17 protein-coding genes are annotated in these 22370 nt (G+C 43.3%); 7 read left to right on the top strand and 10 right to left on the bottom strand.

Annotated features, from left to right (window positions below):
• The gene (locus AC19MV_RS04035) at positions 1–1356 is read left to right on the top strand and encodes a sensor histidine kinase (protein WP_498306255.1); all 1356 of its coding nucleotides are present in this window, start codon (positions 1–3) and stop codon (positions 1354–1356) included.
• Positions 1357–2044: 688 nt separating this feature from the next.
• Positions 2045–2275 (top strand): hypothetical protein, encoded by a 231-nt coding sequence (locus AC19MV_RS04030; protein WP_498305874.1) that lies wholly within the window; start codon positions 2045–2047, stop codon positions 2273–2275.
• On the opposite strand, the gene AC19MV_RS04025 is transcribed toward AC19MV_RS04030, so the two are convergent.
• From AC19MV_RS04025 to bufA2, 4 genes are all read right to left on the bottom strand, one after another.
• Positions 2276–3403, bottom strand: a complete 1128-nt coding sequence (locus tag AC19MV_RS04025; RefSeq protein ID WP_498305873.1) for a hypothetical protein — start codon at positions 3401–3403, stop codon at positions 2276–2278.
• A gap of 631 nt (positions 3404–4034) precedes the next feature.
• Positions 4035–4844, bottom strand: coding sequence for an HvfC/BufC family peptide modification chaperone (locus tag AC19MV_RS04020; RefSeq protein WP_498305872.1), 810 nt, complete (start codon positions 4842–4844; stop codon positions 4035–4037).
• A complete protein-coding gene (bufB, locus tag AC19MV_RS04015; RefSeq protein ID WP_498305871.1) occupies positions 4841–5785 on the bottom strand; it encodes an MNIO family bufferin maturase in 945 nt (314 codons plus the stop codon). Before bufB ends, AC19MV_RS04020 begins: the two co-directional genes overlap by 4 nt.
• A gap of 121 nt (positions 5786–5906) precedes the next feature.
• A complete protein-coding gene (gene bufA2, locus AC19MV_RS04010) occupies positions 5907–6365 on the bottom strand; it encodes a BufA2 family periplasmic bufferin-type metallophore (RefSeq protein WP_432399103.1) in 459 nt (152 codons plus the stop codon).
• Positions 6366–6742: 377 nt separating this feature from the next.
• Between bufA2 and AC19MV_RS04005 the strand changes: the two genes are divergently transcribed.
• On the top strand, positions 6743–7126 hold the full coding sequence (locus AC19MV_RS04005) for an MAPEG family protein (RefSeq protein ID WP_498305870.1): 384 nt from the start codon (positions 6743–6745) through the stop codon (positions 7124–7126).
• Positions 7127–7219: 93 nt separating this feature from the next.
• Here the strand turns inward: AC19MV_RS04005 and AC19MV_RS04000 are convergent, their stop codons facing one another.
• A complete protein-coding gene (locus AC19MV_RS04000) occupies positions 7220–7477 on the bottom strand; it encodes a hypothetical protein (RefSeq protein WP_432399101.1) in 258 nt (85 codons plus the stop codon).
• A gap of 88 nt (positions 7478–7565) precedes the next feature.
• Here AC19MV_RS04000 and AC19MV_RS03995 point away from each other — a divergent pair, with 88 nt between their 5' ends.
• Positions 7566–8228: a uracil-DNA glycosylase family protein gene (locus tag AC19MV_RS03995; protein ID WP_498305869.1), complete on the top strand. Its 663-nt coding sequence runs from the start codon at positions 7566–7568 to the stop codon at positions 8226–8228.
• 6 nt (positions 8229–8234) lie between these two features.
• On the opposite strand, the gene AC19MV_RS03990 is transcribed toward AC19MV_RS03995, so the two are convergent.
• Entirely contained in the window at positions 8235–8738 is a 504-nt protein-coding gene (locus AC19MV_RS03990; protein ID WP_498305868.1) for a YcxB family protein, read from the bottom strand.
• Between the two features lie 100 nt (positions 8739–8838).
• Positions 8839–11481 (bottom strand): [protein-PII] uridylyltransferase, encoded by a 2643-nt coding sequence (gene glnD / locus AC19MV_RS03985; RefSeq protein ID WP_498305867.1) that lies wholly within the window; start codon positions 11479–11481, stop codon positions 8839–8841.
• Positions 11482–11558: 77 nt separating this feature from the next.
• Between glnD and AC19MV_RS03980 the strand changes: the two genes are divergently transcribed.
• The 3 genes from AC19MV_RS03980 (at position 11559) to AC19MV_RS03970 (ending at position 16046) form a co-directional block, all read left to right on the top strand.
• Positions 11559–12272, top strand: a complete 714-nt coding sequence (locus AC19MV_RS03980; protein ID WP_498305866.1) for a 16S rRNA pseudouridine(516) synthase — start codon at positions 11559–11561, stop codon at positions 12270–12272.
• A 64-nt stretch (positions 12273–12336) separates the two neighbouring features.
• Positions 12337–13293: a LysR family transcriptional regulator gene (locus AC19MV_RS03975; RefSeq protein WP_498305865.1), complete on the top strand. Its 957-nt coding sequence runs from the start codon at positions 12337–12339 to the stop codon at positions 13291–13293.
• 335 nt (positions 13294–13628) lie between these two features.
• Positions 13629–16046, top strand: coding sequence for an OmcA/MtrC family decaheme c-type cytochrome (locus AC19MV_RS03970; protein WP_498305864.1), 2418 nt, complete (start codon positions 13629–13631; stop codon positions 16044–16046).
• Positions 16047–17287: 1241 nt separating this feature from the next.
• On the opposite strand, the gene AC19MV_RS03965 is transcribed toward AC19MV_RS03970, so the two are convergent.
• From AC19MV_RS03965 to AC19MV_RS03955, 3 genes are all read right to left on the bottom strand, one after another.
• A complete protein-coding gene (locus AC19MV_RS03965; protein WP_498305863.1) occupies positions 17288–18826 on the bottom strand; it encodes an MFS transporter in 1539 nt (512 codons plus the stop codon).
• 143 nt (positions 18827–18969) lie between these two features.
• Positions 18970–19308 (bottom strand): PBPRA1643 family SWIM/SEC-C metal-binding motif protein, encoded by a 339-nt coding sequence (locus AC19MV_RS03960; RefSeq protein WP_432399093.1) that lies wholly within the window; start codon positions 19306–19308, stop codon positions 18970–18972.
• Positions 19309–19452: 144 nt separating this feature from the next.
• Positions 19453–22365 carry a valine--tRNA ligase gene (locus tag AC19MV_RS03955; RefSeq protein WP_498305862.1) on the bottom strand — a complete coding sequence of 971 codons (2913 nt, stop codon included), beginning with the start codon at positions 22363–22365 and terminating at the stop codon, positions 19453–19455.
• Positions 22366–22370 lie beyond the last annotated feature (5 nt).

The raw sequence follows: 22370 nt of genomic DNA, 5'->3' as shown, positions 1-22370 counted from the left end.
ATGTTATCACTACGCACTAAACTGCTGTTCAGTAACATGTTGAGCTGCCTTTTAGGGGCGATGTCAGGTGCTTTAGTGTGGCTTATATTGGGTGATGACACCTTATGGTTGGCTATTATTGTGATGCTGGTGGTGTGTTATTTTTGCAGTATGTGGCTAACAAGACGGTTAAGTGAGAGTCTGCAAGCACTGGAAATCGGTCTACTTAACTTTAAAGATAATGATTTTAGTGTGTCGCTGCATCCCTACGGTGAACCACAATTAGATGCGCTAGTGAGCTTATATAACCAAGCGTCGGCAAAATTGCGTAGTGAGCGACAGTTTATTTATCAGCGCGAGTTAATGCTCGATAAAGTGATTCAGAACTCACCTAATGTCATGCTATTAATTGATGATTCCCAGCGAGTCATTTACGCCAATGGCGCAGCAAGACATTTGTTTAATCAGGGGGTCAAAGTAGAAGGCATGTTGTTACCTGATCTTGTGATGATGTTACCCGACACGCTTAAAGCGGCGTTAAGCAGTGAGCAAGAAGGACTGTTTTCTATGGGCGGTAGCGGGGCCGATGATGTTGATAATCATTCTAATACTGATTCTGATACTAGCGACGTTGAAACCTGGCATATCTCTCGTGGCCGCTTTACTCAAAACAATCAGCAGCACCATTTAATTTTGCTTAAACAACTCACCAAAGAACTTAACCGCCAAGAAGTGGCTGTGTGGAAGAAGGTGATTCGAATTATCAGCCACGAGCTTAATAACTCGGTCGCCCCCATTGCTTCTATGGTCAACTCCGGTAAGTTTTTAACTCAACACTTAGACGACAGCAAGCTGCAATTGATTTTTGATACCATCGAAAATCGCACCACACACCTGAGTCTATTTATCTCTCATTATGCCCAGTTTGCTAAGTTACCGTTGCCACAAAAAGCCTTGATTGATTGGACTAAGATGACCCAGCAATTAGCGCAGCAATATCCATTTAACCTGTTATCACCTTTACCCGTTAATCCAATCAAGCTCGATGCAGTGCAATTAGAACAAGTCTTTATCAATCTGCTTAAAAATGCCCACGAGTCTGGCGCAGTGGCAGATACAGTGTCGTTAATGTTTGAGGAAGTGACTCATCCAGTTAACGGGTTATTAATTAAAGTTGAAGACCAAGGTAGCGGGATGTCTAGTGAGGTATTGTCGCAAGCATTGTTACCGTTTTATTCAACCAAACAATCTGGTACTGGGATTGGTTTGCCATTATGCCGCGAAATTATTGAAGCCCATGGTGGCCGTATAAGTATGCAAAATCGCCCTAAAGGCGGTTTAAGCGTAAAAGTATGGCTGCCTTCACTGGAGGGTTAACACTTACTAATTATTAATAAAGTTTGATGGTTTTGAATTATATTTGACCACATCAGTTATGGCCTGCGGCCACTAACGTCGTGGCGCTTCGCCCACACCAGAATGTTCAAACTTCGTTTGAAATAAGATCGCAAGATTCTACCCTGCACGGGTTAAATACTGCGTTATTCCGGCAATGCTTTGAGCCGGAATCCAGGTGTTTATTTTGCTTTGTACCTTTTGTACCTTTTGTACTCATGGCCTGCGGCCACTAACGTCGTGGCGCTTCGCCCACACCAGACCAAGAGGAAACCAACGGCTGTTCCCTCTTGGAACTCCCAGCCGCCACATCAAAATTATCTGAAAAGCGATAATTTCGCGACGTGGTTGAATCTAGCTTTTTACCGCGTTTGTAACCGTCTTCGGCCTTATTCGAAAATGCTAACGCTTCCGATGGTACATCCTGTACCGCGAAAGCTAAGCTCACATCCATGTGAGCTTCACGCTATTTTCTTCAACGTCCTCAAGTTCAGAGTTGAATTTGGACTGTTGCAAGCAAGATACGTATCTCATTTATGTCCCATTATGAGTTTAAAGAGAATGCTATCAACTCAAAAACAATTGCATTGGGGTATACAAAAAATAATCTGATTACTATCACAACTAAACTTTACACTGACCCAGATTAAAAAAGGACATTTTAATTGGTATGACGTATCGAACAGAAGTGTTTAAGCAACTGCAGCGAGCGTTTAGCGTACCGCGGATGATCATGACGGTTAATAACGACAATGGTGATGGCACGATTATGGCCAGGACTGGCGGTGGTGGCACTATAACAATGATCGGCAGTGCTACACCTGGTACAAAAGTGTATGTGCAAGATGGCCGAGTGTTAGGTTCGGCCCCTGATTTGCCTCATACGCAACTTGAGGTGTAATTATCCGTGTACCAAGTCAAAACCAGGGAGCTGTTTTTTATTAAAGGTATCAAGTTTTGTTTGTAATTCATTTGGAATGGCTTCATCAGCATTCCAGCAATGTATCTGAAATTGGATATCTTTAATAAGCTTATTTACGTATTCCTCGTCTTCGAGCTTAGATACGTCTATTGTAAAACCATGTTCGAAGTGTTCTTTTGCTTCATGCTGTAGCGCTACTAATTCTTTAAGTCCCGCGAAAGGTTTAAAGTGTAAATCAAATTTATCTCCCAGTGAGAGTGCATATACTTCAAGGTTATTGAATACACTTTGGGCTGGGTAACAAGGCTGAATGAGCAATGTGTTTTCGCAAAATGCCTGAAGTTTATGAATTAAAATGAGTAATTGTTCAAAAGATGCATTCAGTTCAAATACGTTTATTCCCGAGCTGCGATTGTCCACTAAGAAATCACCGATGTATTGCCTATTCTTTCCGCTACAGCCCGAGTAGTCTATTAAGCTTTTTAAGGAATGAAACCCTAATTGCGGGTGATTTTCTGTTGTTATGTAGCAGAGTCTGATTGCCTCATCTAAATAGTGTTTACATAAGTTAAAGTAGTCATTTTTTTCATCAGGCTGATACGTATAGCTTGTTTCATTGTAGGTGTTTTTGGAGAATAGTTTTTTATACAATCCATCAATATCTTTAATTTCATATGGAAAGTCAGTTGACGATTGAATGTCATCAATTAACTTTTCAAACTCACGTTTATGAAGGAGATATTTTTGAAAACTAAGCATCTCATTTTCTTTCTTCCACTTCTTCTGCTGGCGACTTTCAAATACATCCTGTCGTTGAGCTTGTTCTTTAATCTGCACCTGCTGAACTTTGAATTGTTTAATACTAATAAGTAGTACCCCAACCGTGCCTATCGCAGCTAAAAAGGATGCTGCACCAGCGAGTAAAGATCCAAAAGCTGACCAATCTTGAGGCAAAGGGGATAGCTTCCACGGCCAATGTGCAAAATTCACAAAGTAGCTAACCAGAACTGTCAGAAATACGATACTTGCTAGGGTCACTGTGCGTTTTAACCACAATAACCACAGTTCAAAGTTGTCCGTATTCTGCCCATTCTCTTGCTCACTCATCAAACATCCTTATTCAACAACAATATACATGGGATTCCAGCCATATTATGTTTAATTTTGATTGTGGTCTACACTAAATATTCCACAAATTAAACAATGACGTAGGATATGTGGGGTCAGTGTGAACTTTAATTGATACGCATACATTGATTAATCCCTGGACCTATCTTTAGTCGCTTTGCTCTAACCCGTTTTTGTCCATAAATAAGTTAGATTCCTCAGCTTGAAATGCCTAAATTCAACTCTGAACTTGAGGCAGTTGAAGAAAATAGCGTGAGCCTGACAGGACGTCAGGCTAGCTTTCGCGGTACAGGATGTACCATCGGAAGCGTTAGCATTTTCGAATAAGGCCGAAGAGGGATAAATATGCGGTCAAAAGCTCGATAATTTTCCGTCGCAATTTTTTCGCTGCTGTTGTTTGGTTAAAAAGCGAAAATGTTGCCGGAACGCTGAGGGTTTGCAAAGGGGTACAAGCGCTTTACCCCTTTGCTCTGGTGTGGGCGATGCGCCACGACGTTAGTGGCCGCAGGCCATAAACAAAACAAACACCTGGTTCCCGGCTCAAAAGCACTGCCGGGACGACGAGAAGGTAGTTATCAAGCATGTCCAGAAATGAGTTAACGTAAATTAGCTACTTACTCACTACAGCTCGAATCAAGCCTTGTTGAAACCAGGTTTGCATGGTCTGCAACACCATCATTGGGGCATGCTGTTCATCATGCCATTCGAGCATTTGTTCGCACTGCTCGGCAAAGTTATTGCCCTGAATAAAGCCGAGTAATAAGGCATGTTGTGCTGCGGTGAGGGAGGCAAATTCGGTTAAGCGTGTTTGGCCGCGCCATAGTAACCAGGCTCTAGTTGACTGGTAATCAGGTGTGGGTGGCGTGGAATCGGCTTTTAATGCTTGCCAGGCTTCGACGGCATTACTATTACAGGTAAATATTTGTACGCTGGGATGAAAGCGTAAACAGCAATTAGGCCACAACTCTGGCGATATAGCCTGCAAATCGCTAAAGCCTGCACTAGTGCTGTCGGCGGCGTCAAAAGCATTAAGTAAGCGTCGTTCAAATCGAGCTAAATCGGCAATAATAGGATGTTGTTTAAAGAATACATCTTGCTGTAAAAAATCGGGCAAAGCATCACAAAATTGCCTCAGAGATTGATTGGCCGATGGATGTGCGCGCGTGTAGTCAGCGGCCATTTTGTCGAACAGATCATCACCTAAATAGCGGCCTAGTATTTCATGGTCGGTTTCAATGGTTTCTTTTAGTCGAATTCGATATGCATTGGCGTAAATCGCTAAGCGAATATCTGCGCTTATCCCAGCTTGTTGAGATACATTAGCCTGCATAGCGGATTGACATGTACTGTGGTCATTGTTGGTCTCATCTGACAATAAATACGCCATAAACTGCTGCTGTATTTCAGCTAAGCGGCTCATGATGGTACCCGCAATATTTGCTTATTATCTATTTTATGATTACCTGTTAGTGATTGATGACCCAATCGAGACCGACTTAACGTGTGAAATTCTGTTTGGGTACTGTCTGCAAAGGTGAGTTCGGCAATGTGTTTAGCCTGGCGTAATTCATCATAAAGTGCAGGAAATTGCGGAATATTGGCGTCGCGCTCTATCATGGTACTAATGGGGCCAAAACGCTCAAGTGCTGCCTGATATAGTGTCCAAACAGACGGAGGCACATCGTGGTCGTGGGTGTCGATAACATAATCACCGTAATCACTGTGGCCAGCTAAATGAAATTGTTGCACTCGGCGAGGGTCGATTTTTTTAAGGTAGTCGAGTGGATTAAAATGATGATTACGGGCACTGACATAAATATTATTGATGTCGAGTAATATTAAACAGTCTGCGGCTTCTGCCACTTGGCTTAAAAAGTCCCATTCGTCCATGGTCGAATCTTGATAAGACAAATAGCTCGACACATTTTCGAGTAATATCCGGCGACCTAACACATCTTGAACTTGGCGCACCCGCTCAGCCACATGCTTAATGGTTTCTTCGGTATAGGGCAGAGGTAATAAATCGTGGCTATTAACACCATGAATAGATGTCCAGCAAATATGGTCTGAAATCCATTTTGGTTGAATGTCGTTACTGAGCTTTTTTAAGGCTTTAAGGTAATCCATATCTAATGGATCGGTACTGCCAATTGACATCGACACGCCATGCATTACCACGGGATATTGTTCAGCTATCGCATCAAGATAGTAACGCGGTTTACCGCCTGCGACTAAGAAGTTTTCTGACAACACCTCAAACCAATCAACATCAGGTTGGTGTTGTAAAATATGCTCGAAATGATCGGTGCGTAACCCTAAACCAAATCCGAGAAAGTCTTGTTTTATTACTGATTCTGGCATTGAGCGATCTCATCATTATGATTAATAGGTTGATGCCCTAGTTGGAATAGAGGCCCTAGGGCCATCAACCTTGAGTTTAACTATTGCGGTAAATTAACTTATATCAATTTACGTAACTCAACTAGCTTGTTTTACCGCCAATATCTGCACAAGATTTTGCTGTAGTGCTAACAAAACCAGTGCCTTTACAGCTTGCCATACCGCCACAGGCATTATCAGCGCCTTTACAATCATTGTGGCCTTTGCAGACATTAACGCCGTAACAGTGTACTAAATCAGCTTTAGTGACCTTGCCAACCCAATCGTCTTTTTGTGTGCCACCCACGTCGGCACACGCTTTAGATGGCATACCCACAAAGCCTGTACCTTTACAGCTTGCTTGACCGCCACAGGCGTTGTCGGCTGTTTTACAATCGTTGTGACCCTTACAGACGTTAACGCCGTAACAATGTACTAGATCTGTTTCACCAGCGGCCATAGGCGCAGTACTGGTTTCAGCCGCCATTGCCTGACCCGATAAACTGGCCATAGCCAATGCGAGTGCTGCACCTGTTAAGCTGGTTTGTGCTTTGGTATTCATATTGTCTTCCTTACAATGTTGATTGTGTGATTACTGCTTATTATTGTTGACTCGTGACAAGTTTGATTTGCTGCAGCTACCACACTTGTTAGGAGTTATCAGTATTGACCGTGCAGGAGGGGAATAACTTTCAAGATAAAGTATAGTTAGACTTATCAATCAGGTTGGTATTTGTGTCTAAATCATATAGTTTAGCTAATGTTAATATTTAACCGTTTGATACAAAACAATTTAAAGATAGGTGTTTTGTTGGTACAAGAATGCGCTGCAATAGCGAAAAATATCACCCAGCATTTGCCTAACGAGTGATTACAGGCCATTGTTTTGATGGTCATCAAGACCTTAATAACTTAAAAAAGAAATAGAGAAGGGATACCATGCATACCATATTGATTTGTTTACTGATTGCCATGTTACTGCCATATGCCGCCAAGGTTCCGTTAGCCATAGCGATGGGTAAGTCTGGCCGTTATGACAATAACCATCCACGTGCGCAACAAGCACTGCTTACCGGTTTTGGCGCACGTGCTTTAGCGGGGCATCAAAATGCATTTGAGTCGTTAATGGTATTTGGGGTTGCAGTGCTGACAGCGTTAATTACTAATAACGTCACTGATGTGGTGGCACTATTAGCCATCGTACACATTGTTGCTCGCGTGGTTTACCATGCCATGTATTTACTTAATTACGGCACGTTACGATCGTTATCATGGTTTGTGGCCATTGGCGCATCGATAGCCATTTTTTGTCAGGCTTTTTAAAGGCTTTATATGCTGTAATAGCCACAAAAAAACGCCTTAACGGCGTTTTTTATTAATGTGGAAGCTAGCATTTGTTTAATCTAGGCTAGCAATTTAATCTAGGCTGGCTATGCGCTCATAACCCATTTCGGTTAACTGGTCGTTGACACAGTCTAATAGAAAAGACGGGATTTCTGCTTCAGGTAATTGGTCTTCAAGCGCGATTTGTTGGCAAGCTTGCTTGAGCGAGGCAACATCTTTATCAGGTGCTTGTGGTAATGCGCTTGCGCTAAAACTAAGTACAGCGCAACTGGCCAATATTGTCGCAAGGGTAAGGCGGGTCATTGTTTTGCTAGTAATAAGAGATGGCATGGTTGTTCCTTCTGGGAGAACTTTGTTATTTTGACAAATACTACTGCAGCTTAGTTCCTTTGGATAGAGTGTGAAAGGGAATATTTATATGAGCGATTTTGAAGTGCTGCTCAAGCAGGTTAATCAATGTCAGCTTTGTGCGGCATCATTAACACATGGTGTACGCCCTGTGGTGCAAATAGACTCTCAAGCCAAGGTATTGATTATTGGTCAGGCGCCTGGGCGTAAAGTGCATGACACAGGCATTCCTTTTAATGATGCTAGTGGTGACAGATTGCGTGAATGGTTGGGTGTAAGCCGTGAGGTGTTTTACGATGCTAAGCAGGTTGCCATTATGCCAATGGGCTTTTGTTATCCAGGGAGTTATAGCGCAGCGACCGCCAAGAAAGGTCAATCGGGTGATTTACCACCAAGGCCTGAATGCGCCCCTAAGTGGCATGCATTATTATTAGCTCACTTAACTCAAGTGCAATTAATATTATTAGTTGGCCAATATGCACAACATTATTATTTAAGCCATCAGCGTTTAACGATTAATGCATTAACCAAAAGTGAGTTAGTTGATTTCGATATCGCTAACAAACCCAAAACCCTCACCGAAACGGTAAAGCAGTGGCGCAGCTTTGGGCCACTTTGCGTCCCTCTGCCGCACCCCAGCCCGCGTAATAATATTTGGCTGAGCCGTAATCCTTGGTTTGAACAGGATGTGCTCAGCCATATTCAGCAACGCGTTAGCGAGGCATTAACATAGCGTTTTTTACGATTGTTTACTGGTAATAAACTCGATACTTGCAGCATCTAAACAACGTTTAGACAAGTAGGTTGTACTTTTTTGCAGTGCAATTAAAAAGCCCGCATCGGTTTGGTTGATGCGGTAAACTTCAGTCCATAAAATTTGTTGATTTACATGAGTCGATTGACTATGAATACCTTGATCATCAATGACGAGTGTTACTGTGTCACCCGCGGCTTTACTCATCATTTGTCGCCATAACCACCAGGTTTTTTTAAAGCGGATACTTAGCCATTCGACCACGGCTAAACCAATAAAGAAGTACCCTAAATAGTAGGTTTCTTTACTGCTCACCGCTAATTGACTGACGTTATCGAGCAGTAATATGCCTAACCCGATAATCGCAAATATTGCGGTTTTAAGGTATTGCTTGGGAGGCGTTTTGGGGTTGACAGACTGGGTAAAGCATTCTTCAAAGTAAGCTTTATCGAGTACATATTCGCTGGTGTACGTAAACGCTGATGACATGATGACCTAAAATCGACAATGGAATTGTTGAGATTATCGCATAGCCATTGATTTGCTCAAAGCAAAGTACAAATCAATGACTATGGCTAATGTGTGTTATTTAGCCGGTGATGGCGTTGACTAACTCAACAGACAGTTGTTGTTGTTCTTCTGCTGTTAATTGCTGGTCTTGCTTATTGGATATTGAGAACACGTTATCTGCCCGTTCACCGACCGTGCTGATCGTGGCCGAGTGGATATTAAGGTCGAGAGTTCTGAAGGCACTGGCGATTTGTTCCATAAATTCACTAGTGTCTAAGGCCGATACATTGACTAATGTGCGTGTCGATTTACGTGAATACAAAAACTCAATGCTCGGTTGATTGTCGAAACTTTGATGGCGCCTAGACTCACGCTTTTTAGGCAACGTGACATCGTTGTCTAGCACTTGATGCAACTTGTTCATCACTTGCTTACGGCGTTGGGCGCTGGTGATCGGTTTCTCATCAAAATCGAGCACTTTAAAGGCTTCAACAACATAACCATCTTTAGTGCGGGCAATTTGCGCTTGTTTGACCGAAATACGCAATGCCGCGAGGGTATTAAATAATTTAACAAATAACCCATGTCTATCTTTTGTATACACAAATACGTCACTACAACCTTTAACTACAGCGTCATCGAGTAATATTAAGGTATTGTATTCGCCGTCAGCAACCGGGGTTTGGTTGTGCAGCAATATCGCTTGAGTGTACCTGGCAATATCTTCAGCTTCGGCATTACTAAAAAACGCGATGGGTAAACGTTTCCATAAGGTTTTAATGGCTACTGTTGTGGCTTCGTCTGCATTTAACAGGTTGAGCGCTTCTTGTTTATGTTCGCGCACTAGAGTACGAATTTGTAATACATTTTCAAAGCCGCCACGTAATGCTTTACGGGTAATAAAGTACAAATCTTTTAATAGCGAGGCTTTCCAATCGTTCCATAAGTCATCGTTAGTCGCTTGAATATCGGCAATGGTGAGACAATATAAGGCATCTAAGCGGGTTAAAGTGCCGACTTTTTTGGCAAAGCTGTTCACCACTTCAGGATCGTAAATGTCCATTCGCTGAGAGGTGATAGACATTAATAAATGGTTTTCTACCAGCCAACTAATCAGTTTTTGTTGCGACACTTTTAAACCATGAAAGATGGCAAACATGTTGGCGTCTACCGCACCAAGTTCGCTGTGGTCGCCGCCGCGGCCTTTGGCTAAATCATGAAACAACGCCCCAAATAGCAAGGTCGATTTGCTAGACATTTTTTGGTAAATATCTGCTGCTAACGCTAAATCTTTGTCGAGCGTTTTAATGTCTTTACCGTAAGCATAAATGTTTTTAAGCACCTTATGGGTGTGTTCATCGACCGTATAAGCATGGAATAAATCAAATTGCATTTGGCCGACAACTTCACGCCATTGCGGTAAGTAAGAGGCCAAAATACCATGCTGATGCATTAATGTAATAGCTAACCCCATGCCCTGAGGGTGGTTAAAAATGGCTTTAAATTGTTCGCGGCAACGCTGAAAGTCTTGTAAGTCGCCCATTAAGCGGCGTCTTACTTGGCGCAGTGAGCGCAACGTTTCGGCAGTAATACCGATAATTTTGTCATGATGAATCGCGATAAATTCAAACAGCGCCATGATTTGAGTGCGGTCAATAAATACCGTTTCATCACGCACATGAATGTATTGGTCGACAATTTCAAAGTTATCGTTAATTGGGATAATGTCGGGATTGAGTTGCGGAATGATTTCCCGCTGGAAATAGGCCATTAAAATTTTGTTTAATTCACCAATGCGTTTCATTGCCCTAAACAGCTGACGCATCATTTTCTCAATGGCAATGTTGCCACTTTCTCCGTTTGGCATCCCATCACCAAAGCCCATTAATTTAGCGACTTCGGCTTGATGTTGCAGTAATAAACGGTTTTCTGAGCGTTGAGCAGCTTGGTGCAAGGCAAAGCGTACTCTAAACAAAAAGTGTTGGCATTCCATTAGCTCTGAGTATTCATCGTTGGTTAAAAAGCCAAAGCGTCGTAATGACTGCATGCTGGCTACGCCAAAATGTTTACGGGCAACCCACGTGAGAGTTTGAATGTCGCGAATACCGCCAGGACTGGTTTTTAAGTTGGGTTCAATACTAAATGAGGTGCCTTGAGCTTTGGCATGGCGCTCTTGTTGCTCACTCAGTTTGGCATTAAAAAACGCTTGGCTTTGCCATAAATCCTGGCCGTATAATGCCTCTAACACAATTTGCTGGTGGTCGGTGTTACCGTATAAATGGCGAATTTCAAGCAAGCTGGTGGCAATGGTGACATCGTCTTTACAGGCTTGGAAGGTATCATCTAGGCTACGAACAGCGTGGCCTAAGTCGAGGCCGATATCCCACAATTGGGTTAAAAAACCACTGATTTTGGCGCCGTCGGTTGCCGACAGTTGTCCGTCGTGGATGATGCAGATATCAATGTCTGAAAATGGGTGCAAGGTTTGTCGCCCATAACCGCCAACGGCATTGAGTGAAATATGGTTATCATCTAGCTCGAGAGCTTGCCAGAGAAGGCATAATAGAGAGTCGAAAAACTGCGATCGCTTATTTAAAGTGTCGTTAATGGCACTTTGAAATATGTTCTCTTGTAAAAATAGGTCCAGTGACTTGATCGCCTGTTTAAATTCGGCTGTGGTCATGTCTGGGCGCAAATCTGTACTAGCAGGTTGCGAAAGCATGTTACTCCTTATTAATGTAGTCCTGTTACAGAATAAGGTATTCTTAATAAAATTGGTATCACTCTTAATGAGGTTTTATGGCGTCTAAGCGTGGTCGGTTAGATCAGTTTATTGCTCGTGCGTTACAAGTGTCAAAAAAAGCGGTTCGTCAGCTATTGATTGATAACAAAGTCTTGGTTGATGACAAATTGGCTAAATCTCCAGATTTACAGATCGATGAGTTTAGCCATATTGTTTGTAATGATGTGGTGCTGCAGCAATACCAAAAGCAATATTATATGCTTAATAAACCTGACGGTGTAGTCAGTGCCACCGTGGATGATAAGCACCCCACCGCATTGAGTTTACTCGAGGGTATTAATTCAGCCATGTTACATATTGCAGGGCGACTGGATTTGCATTCAACCGGGTTATTGTTAATCACAAACGATGCAAAGTGGTCTGCTGCGCTGATGGCACCAGATCATAAAGTCGATAAACATTATCTTGTCACGTTAGCGAACCCCATTGATGAAAGTTACATCGATGCCTTTGCTAATGGGGTGTATTTTGAGTTTGAAGACATCACCACTTTGCCGGCGCAATTAACCATTTTGTCGACGTATAAGGCGAGGGTGGTACTGCGGGAAGGAAAGTATCATCAAATTAAGCGCATGTTTGGTCGTTTTCGTAATCCCGTGGTTGCTCTACATCGTGAATCCGTGGGGAACATTATGCTCGATAACGCCTTATTGCCCGGTGAGTATCGTGTATTAACGCAAGCTGAAGTAGATTGCATAATTCAGCACTAGATCAACTTTTTATTGTTTGTAACATGCTAATTTATGGTCACCTTTACAGCTCGTTAGGTGATATGTGGATTTACAAGCCCTAAAAAAAGTCAGTGAACTAGATGTGTTTAGTTTAATGGTGTTTAAAATTATTTATGAAACCGGTTTTGCCAATATTGCGGCCAAAGAACTCAGCGTTTCAGCACCTAAAATTAGCCGTTGCTTAACCTCTTTGCGGATTATTTTTAATGATGAGCTGTTTTTTCGCCGTCAACAAGGGCTTAAACCTACACCATTAGCCGAGCGCTTATATCAGCCGATTTGCCAATTGTGCGATATGTTGAGTCAAATTGAGAGAGTGGCTGCAGATAAAACTAATCTTCAGAAACGTTCGGTGCTTCATTTGGCGGTGTCGCCAAGTATTATTACCAGCGTTGCCGTTGCATTGAGCTTGTGCCCGCGTAATACCATTGGCAAGGTTAAGTTACACAGTTGGCAAGCCGATACCGAAGAGCTTATTTATAACGGCGATTTAGATTTTGGTATTGGTTTTGAGACTCAAGATACCCATGGGTTAGAAGCCCACCCGATTGGTAGTGCAACATCGTTATGCGTGGTGGGTCACGCTCAACATGCATTTTGGGATGTTGCTGAACCGATAAAACTTGAAGACATTATTCAGTATTCGATTGTGTATTTACGTTGTCGTGGATTTAATAATCGTATTGATCCATTAGAGCTTTATTGCCAAACCGAAGGCTTACTTTTAGAAGATATTGAGTGCGTTAAAAAGCTCGAAGATTGGTATTGGCATTTGCTGACCATGGACAGTTTAGCGTTAACCATTTGTCATGAAGGCTCTTTTGCACAGCAAATTCCTCAACTGCGAGTTGAGCGTTTACCCGACTCAGAGTTTGAACGACTTAACTCAGTGATGCCTATGCCAAATTATTGTTTAATTGAACGTGCAGAGCATTATCGACGCTATTCAGCAGAAGTGAAACAAATGATAATTGATATCACTCGCGCGTTATTGGTTTAATTTTTTTACTCATAATATCAATATATTAGCACTCGCTTATTGTTAGGACGGCTGTTAGGCTGAAATAATTTAAGCTTTTTAATCAGTGGTTTACAACCATATTTTGTTCTGCATCACCTTTGCTACTTTTTCATTCATTACAAATACCTCTTTAGGGTTACAAAATATAAAATTAGCTATTTCATATTTTGGGATACTTAAAAGTAAAATCACCAATTCCTGTTAACGAATTTGCAACCAAACATCACAGGTTTGTTACACCGCGCGGGTATTTGTCTCTAATTCCTTATATTTTGTATGTGTAAAACCTACACATTTAAATCGGGGGATTTAAAATGAAAAAATATAACAGAACGTTACTTGCAGCGGCATTCATTGCTGCTTTTGGTTTAGCAGGATGTGGTTCTGACGGCAGTGATGGTGCCGACGGCGCTGCAGGTACTCCTGGCACTCCAGGTATACCTGGTGCTGATGGCACTTCTGCTGGATTAACCGTCACAACGGTTAATAATGCATACGACTATAACTTGAAACTTGATCCAGCCGATATTGTTGTGGTTGGTAGCGAACCTTTTAGTATTAAATTTACCGTATCGGGTAAAGGTATGGGTAATGCAGAGGTTCCATTCTCTGGTCTTGAGAGAGTCGCTCTATATGTCACCAGTCAGTCTGAGAATACCACAGACACTGGCGCGCCAATGTTATGGACTAACCATGCTTTAGCCAATGATTTTGGTAGCAGCATGTATTGTAATTTAACCGGTAGCACCACAGCGCGTGATGGCTCTGTTGTGAATGCTTGTACATTAACTGAAGATGCCGCAAACCCTGGTACTTACATCGGTACTTGGACACATGAAGGTAATGCACCCGTTGTATTAGCGAGTGGTAATGCTAATGATTTAGTTCGTGTGATGATCCGCACCTATGATGTGGTCGACGCTGACGGTACTGGCATCAGCGATAAAATTTTATCCACACCAATTGATTTTATTCCTGCTACTGGTGAACTTGCGGTATCAGCAAAAGACTCAGTGTCTAATGCGGCATGTATTAAATGTCACAGCCCAATGGAAGGTTTCGCTGATACAGATATGCGTATCGCTAACATTGACGCTCACCATAACTATCAAAAAGTTGAAAACTGTGTGGCTTGTCATAACCCTGCATATGCCGGCGGACAAGATGATCCTGATAAAGGTTATAACGCTAACTTCAATGCCATGATCCACACTATCCACGCAGGTCATCATATTGCTGACTCGCTAACGGGCGAAGCCAAAGAAATGTTTGGTGGAGTTGGATTTCCTGCTGAGTTAAATGAATGTACTGTATGTCATGATAATGGTACTCAGTGGAACGACAACGTCTATGAAGAAGCGTGTGTGTCTTGTCACGTTGATGTTGATTTAGCTACCGGTGAAAATCACAGAGGGATTGTTCCTTCAAGTGATGCGGTTTGTTCAGGCTGTCATGGTGCAGGAAGTTTAAGCCCAATGGAAGCTCACGGTGTTGATCGTCGAGATGCTTTCGAAACTGGCTTAGTGTTTGAGGTTGTTTCTGCCGATGTTGCTGCAGATGTATTAACGATTGTTTATAACGTTAATCTAAATGGTGCTGTTGCAGCTGATGGTACTGATTTAACTCAGTACTTGAACAAGAAAGCATCCGGTGACGACATGTTAATTGGTACTCTTGATAGTAATGGTGATTATGTTCGTGGTTTGAGTGTTAACACGGTAACTAATCCTGAAATGTTTATCGTTAGTGGTGGAAAAATAACCTTAATGAAAGCACTTTCTGCCAACCAACTTGATGGAAAAACAATTTCAGTATCTTCAGAAATGAACATGTGTGGTAACTCAACGACTGGCAAAGTAGTGATTAATACTATGTTAGCAACGGGTGCAGGCACAGATACTGGTGCTTGTGACGTCGCGGTTCCTGCTAATATCGTCACTAAGTTCTTCAAGTTTGATGCTGTTGCTGCAGCGGGTGTTGAAACCACTGACAACTTACGTTTTGTTAGCCCTGAGCTAACAGCTTATAGCGCACCGACTCAAGCTGGTAATGACCGTACAACGGCTGATGAAGCGAAATGTAATGCTTGTCACGATAACTTAGCTCACATTAAATCACCTAACCATGGTGTGACTAACTTTACCCAATGTGCTGATTGTCATAATAACAACTACCCTGGTTCTTATCATGCAGATGTGTACAAGCAATCTGGTGTGGATGCTAATGGCGAACCTACGTTTGAAGTGGTTGAAGGCCTAGAATATTACAACCGTGACTTAGTCACAGTTGCTCACCGTTTCCACAGCGGTATGTTTGCGGGTAGCACTGGCGGTGGCATTTACTTAGGTACAGATGGTGAAACTTGGGTTAACTATCCAGCAAGTAAAACCAATTGCCAAGCGTGTCATAAAGATGCGAATGCTGATGGTGATGCGATGCCATTCTTCGATGGTACGGGTAAGTTGACTTCTGGTAGAACCGCTATTGAAGTAGACGATAATCAGTTTGATGGTGTTCCTGGTGAGTTTATCTCTCCTGTTGCTGAAGCATGTCGTAGTTGTCATGCGCACTCTGGTGCTGCGGCTCTTGCTCACTTTAAGAGCAATGGTGCTACAGTTGCTGGTGATAGCGTAATGTCTGCTGCAGGTGTACCGATTGAATCTTGTGCAACTTGTCATGCCGAAGGTAAAACTTACGGCCTTGATAAAGTTCACGCGACGACTTCTCACTAGGTAAGTGAATAAAAACAACCATTTCTTAATCATCACTTAAGAAACTAAGCAAGAGGGAGGCAGCAATGCCTCCCTCTTTTTTTGTTTGATTTTTCATCCATAAGTGTAGCTAGGTTCGCTGCGCTGCTAGGGCGGACGTTGTCCTGCTAGGGTCGCTGCGCTGCTAGGACGGACGTTGTCCTGCTAGGGTCGCTACGCTTCTAGGACGGACTTCGTCCTGCTAGAAAACAATCTAAGCCAATGTTGCGTTCAGGGATAGGGACGATTTCGCTGTTAAGATTTTATAGATTCTAGCCGCGTAGCGTCCTAGCAGCGAAGCGATCTAGGCTCTTACTATGGGATGACAACGTTATTTTGGCTTGCTAACAATGATGGCTGGACTCGCTGCTAAGATTTTATAGATTCTAGCCGCGTAGCGTCCTAGCAGCGAAGCGATCTAGGCCCTTGCTATGAGATGACAACGTTATTTTGGCTTGCTAACAATAATGGTTGGACTCACTGCTAAGATTTTATAGATTTTAGCCGCGTAGCGTCCTAGCAGCGAAGCGCTCTAGGCTCTTACTATGGGATGACAACGTTATTTTGGCTTGCTAGCAATGATGGCTGGACTCGCTGTTAAGATTTTATAGACTCTAGCCGCGCAGCGTCCTAGCAGCGTAGCGCTCTAGGCTCTTACTATGGGATGACAACGTTATTTTGGCTTGCTAACAATGATGGCTGGACTCGCTACTAAGATTTTATAGATTCTAGCCGCGTAGCGTCCTAGCAGCGAAGCGATCTAGGCTTTTACTATGGGATGACAACGTTATTTTGGCTTGCTAACAATAATGGTTGGACTCGCTGCTAAGATTTTATAGATTCTAGCCGCGTAGCGTCCTAGCAGCGAAGCGATCTAGGCTCTTACTATGGGATGACAACGTTATTTTGGCTTGCTAACAATAATGGTTGGACTCACTGCTAAGATTTTATAGATTCTAGCCGCGTAGCGTCCTAGCAGCGAAGCGCTCTAGGCTCTTACTATGGGATGACAACGTTATTTTGGCTTGCTAACAATGATGGCTGGACTCGCTGTTAAGATTTTATAGATTCTAGCCGCGCAGCGTCCTAGTAGCGTAGCGCTCTAGATTCGATAAAGCCTGTCATTTTATCGTAGATAACAAAAGGGAGGCATTACTGCCTCCCTTGTTGGTATTGATATTGTGGCTTAATGAATCTGTACACTCATCGAGTGCTATTAGCTATTACGCCGCGGCTTGTTGGCGCTGCATGGTTAATAACCATTTTCCGTAGATAAAGATACCCACTGCTGAAATAATTCCGATAGCAGCAATGATGTACCATGCCATACCAATGTTATTGGCCTCATACAGCATATGGGTTAATGGCTGAGCTTCCATACCGGTAAAATCCACTAAGCGCATAAAGGCTTCACCTTGTGGAATAGCATCAACATCGGTTTGACTCATGCCACGGCTGACTAACTCATTACGCGAGATAATCTCTTTTGAAGCATAGATTTGGTATAGCTTAGGGGCAAAGTAGCCTTCTAATGTCCAACCGATCCCTTGCGGTAACATGACAAAGCCTAAATACATGGCTTTTTTACCTTCAGGGGCAATATTACCCATAAATTCGTTTTTCTTCGGGCTAATCATCATTTCGCCAAAAGAGAACATCACAATGGCTAATACAATCATCCACGCGGCATTAAATGCACCGACCAACATAATCGCGGCAATACTTAAAATACATCCTACTAACATCGCGGTGGTGATGCGGTATTTGGCGGTAAAGGCAGCGACTAAAAAGCAGGTGGTCATGATCATGCCTGCGTTCAGGTTTAGCATGCCCTCAGGCATCACCTTGGTACCGTCGTTATTCAGACCAAGCCAGAATTGCAATATGCCGTTGCTGGTGCCTTCAGGGCCAAATAATGAGGTGACAATAATGCTGGTATCAACCCACTCGGCAATATGAATAGGCAGTACGTCAAATAGCGAGTTATATAAAAACCAAAAGCCAGCAAACACTAACATGTAGTAAAGCACGATCGGCTTTTTCAGCTCATGCAGTGCATCTTTCCATAACGCTTCTTGCTGGATTTCACCTGATTTTACTTTAGCCGCTCTCGCTAAACGCTCATCTTTACCTGGTTCTTTATAAGCCAATAAAAATAAGAAGTTAAATGAGATAATCGCCGCACAAGCATAAAACACATTGTCCCACGATAACTGGCGCATGTGCACGGCCACTAGCGGACCTAAGAAACCACCGATATTCACGACTTGATAAAATATACCCCACGCCATAGAGGTGTTTTCGCGCTTTGTCGACAGCACGAGCGTACCTTGAATACCGGGTTTAAATACCCCTGTACCTGCGGCAAGCAACATGGCTCCGGCTAGAAAACCCCAAAAGTCTGGGAATATGGCCATGGTGAGGTAACCGAAAATTTTGATAATGGTCGAAACAAAAATGGTTTCTTTGTAACCGACACGATCTGAAATACCGCCGGTAAACACCGGAATAAAGGTTTGTAGCATGGCCCAAACAGCAATGATAATGCCGTAATCGTGCAAGTCGATGCCTAAGCCACCTTCCGACACGGGGGATTTTGCATATAAACCCGCGGAGGCTTTTACGCCGTAATAAGCAATACGTTCAACCAGCTCCATGCCGCCGACAAGCCAAAATATATACCCTAAACTGGTGATTGATGCCCACATCCCCAGTTGTTTTACTTCACGCAGGTCGTTGCCTGAATGTGAATTAGTGCTCATAAGTCACCCTTTATTATTGTGTATTGAGTTAACGCCAGACACTCTACCTAAGTTGAAGGAAAATATCCAAAAACAAAAAGCGGATCGTGAGATCCGCTTTGTTTTGAAGTGTTGCTATGTGTTTAGTATGTAAAGCTGGCGATTTAGGCGCCACAACACTTTTTATATTTTTTGCCACTGCCGCAAGTGCATACATCATTACGGTTAGGTTTAGCTTCAAAGCTGACTGCTTTCGGCTTGTTCAGTAATCCCGTTAACTCAATGATGTTTTCAGCTTTATCTGCATCAACGGTAATGTTGGCAATCAGCTTTTGTTCGGCAACCAAAGCTGCAACTTCAACTTTACGCGCTTCAGTTTGTACCGATAAGATTAACGGTGAAATCTCTGTACCCGGTTTACTGGCACGTTTGGTGTTATAACCACTTTCGCCATACGCTGGCTTTGGGGTTCTACGCCCTTTGAAAAAGTACTTATCAGACATGGTGGTGACCCATTAAATAGAATGATGATATTGGCGCAAGCTTATACAGCAAAAACGCAAAATGAGATATTAAAGTTTTATATAAATGTAAAATAAAAAACCAGCGACGTATCGCTGGTTTTTTGTATCAATGTAATTAATTGATTAGGCTTCTATTTTAGCCAGTTCAATTTTTTGCTCGTTTAACTTTTCAATATCGCGTGTTAAGTCGGTCATTTTTGCGCGTTCTTTATCAATCACTGCAGCTGGGGCTTTAGCGACAAAACCTTCATTAGACAATTTGCCTTCAATGCGTGCAATTTCTTGCGCCAGCTTTTCTAACTGCTTGTCGATACGCGCCATTTCAGCAGCAACATCGATTAAACCCGCCATTGGGATAAGCAGCTCCATATTGCCCACTAGCTGCGTGGTCGACATTGGCGCTGTTTCACCTTCTTCAAGAATGGTGATGGTTTCGAGTTTCGCTAAGCTGGCAAAGAATGTTTGATTAGCTTCAAGGCGGATCCGGTCTTGATAACTCACACCGCGCACTAATGCATTTAGTGGCTTAGACGGCGCAATGTTGAGCTCTGCACGAATATTACGAACCGCGACAATGACTTGCTTAACCCATTCTAAATCGGCCATTGCCGTCTCATCAACATGGTCAGCTTGATACGTTGGGAAGGTGGCTAACATCAAGGTGTCGCCAGTCACGCCAGCAAGTGGCTTAACGCGCTGCCAAATGGTTTCGGTAATGTACGGCATGATTGGGTGCATTAAACGCTGCATTTTTTCAAGCACGGTCACCAAGGTATGGCGAGTGCCACGCATTTGCGCTTCGCTGCCATTTTGCATTACGGGCTTGGTTAACTCTAAATACCAGTCACAGAATTGGTTCCAGGTGAACTCGTATAAGGTGTTAGCCGCTAAGTCAAAACGGTATGCAGCCATGTAGTCGTCGAAGGTTTTTACGGTTTGATTAAATAAACCAATAATCCAACGGTCGGCTAATGACAGTTCCATTTCACCTGGTTTGCCGTCAACTAAGATTTGGCCGCAATCAAGTGGCGTACCGGCTTCGTCGCTGTCTGGATTTGTTTGAGTTTCGGTGTTCATCAACACGTAGCGTGATGCATTCCATAACTTGTTACAAAAACTGCGGTAACCGTCTAGGCGCTTCATGTCCCAGTTAATGTCACGACCGGTTGATGCCATTGCAGCTAAAGTAAAGCGCAATGCGTCTGTGCCGTGAGCTTCAATGCCGTCGGCAAACTCTTTGCGAGTGCTTTTTTCAATTTTAGCGGCAAGTTGTGGCTGCATCATGTTGCCGGTACGTTTTTCAACTAGCGTTTCTAGTTCAATACCGTCAATCATGTCTAATGGGTCAAGTACGTTACCTTTAGACTTTGACATCTTATTACCGACTTCGTCACGGATAAGACCGGTCACGTAAACGGTTTTAAAAGGCACTTGTGGCTTGCCGTTTTCATCTTTAATGAAATGCATGGTCATCATGATCATACGGGCAACCCAGAAGAAGATAATGTCAAAACCTGTGACCAACACGTCGGTTGGGTGGAAGGTTTTTAAGTCTTCTAAATTGTCTGGCCAGCCTAGTGTTGAGAATGTCCATAACGCTGAACTGAACCAGGTATCAAGTACGTCATCGTCCTGGCGCAGCACGGCTGAGTCGGCAAGCTTATGTTTGGCGCGGACTTCTGCTTCGTTACGACCAACGTACACTTTACCGTTTTCGTCGTACCAGGCTGGAATACGGTGTCCCCACCATAGCTGACGTGAAATACACCAGTCGTTGATGTCGCGCATCCACGAAAAATACATGTTTTCGTATTGTTGTGGCACAAATTTGATTTCACCGGTTTCAACTGCTTCGATGGCTGTTTTAGCCATAGACTCTACCGCAACGTACCATTGGTCTGTCAGTAATGGCTCAATCACCACGCCTGAGCGGTCGCCATGAGGCACTTTTAAGCCGTGTGGAGCCACTTTTTCAAGTAAGCCTAATGTCTCAAATTCAGCGACAATCGCGTCACGTGCTTTAAAACGGTCTAGGCCGACATAGCGTTCTGGTAAGGCGATTTCAATTGCTTTGTTTGGTGTGCCATCAGTGTTAATTACTTCAACAAAGCTGCGTACTGATGCATCTAGGGTGAAGATGTTGTACATAGGCAATGCATGACGTTTACCCACTTCATAGTCGTTAAAGTCATGTGCTGGGGTGATTTTTACGCAGCCGGTACCAAATTCCATGTCGACATAATCATCGGCCACAATTGGCACCAGACGGTTAACGATTGGCAGTAAAATGAATTTACCAATGAGTGACTGATAACGCTCGTCATCTGGGTGCACGGCAACTGCGCTGTCACCTAACATGGTTTCAGGGCGGGTAGTTGCAACTTCTAAATAGTCTTTACCGTCGGCCGTGAGTGCGCCTTGTGCCAAAGGATAGCGGAAGTGCCACATGTGGCCTTGCTTCTCTTTGTTTTCAACTTCAAGATCGGAAATGGCGGTGTGTAGCTTTGGATCCCAGTTAACTAGGCGCTTACCGCGATAAATCAATTCGTCATCATAAAGACGCACAAACACTTCTTGAACGGCTTTTGATAGGCCTTCGTCCATGGTAAAACGTTCGCGATCCCAATCAACAGAGGCGCCCATACGACGAAGCTGCTTAGTGATGGTTCCGCCTGATTCGGCTTTCCAATCCCATACTTTGTTGATAAACGCATCACGGCCTAAATCATGGCGTGTTTTGCCTTCTTCAGCTTCAAGCTTACGCTCAACTAACATTTGAGTCGCAATACCTGCATGGTCGGTACCCACTTGCCAAAGGGTATTTTTACCCTTCATGCGTTGATAGCGGGTAAGGGTATCCATGATAGTGTCTTGGAATGCATGACCCATGTGCAAGCTACCGGTTACGTTCGGTGGCGGGATCATGATGCAGTAGTTGCCTTGTGATTCATCGCCATGCGGCTTGAAGTAACCTTGCTCTTCCCAGTTTTGGTAAAGGGCTTGTTCGATAGACTTTGGGTTGTATGTTTTTTCCATAGGAG

The organism is Shewanella sp. MF05913 (assembly GCF_059758095.1).
The sequence above is the reverse complement of the archived record's forward strand: the minus strand, read 5'-3'. Positions and strand labels throughout refer to the sequence as shown.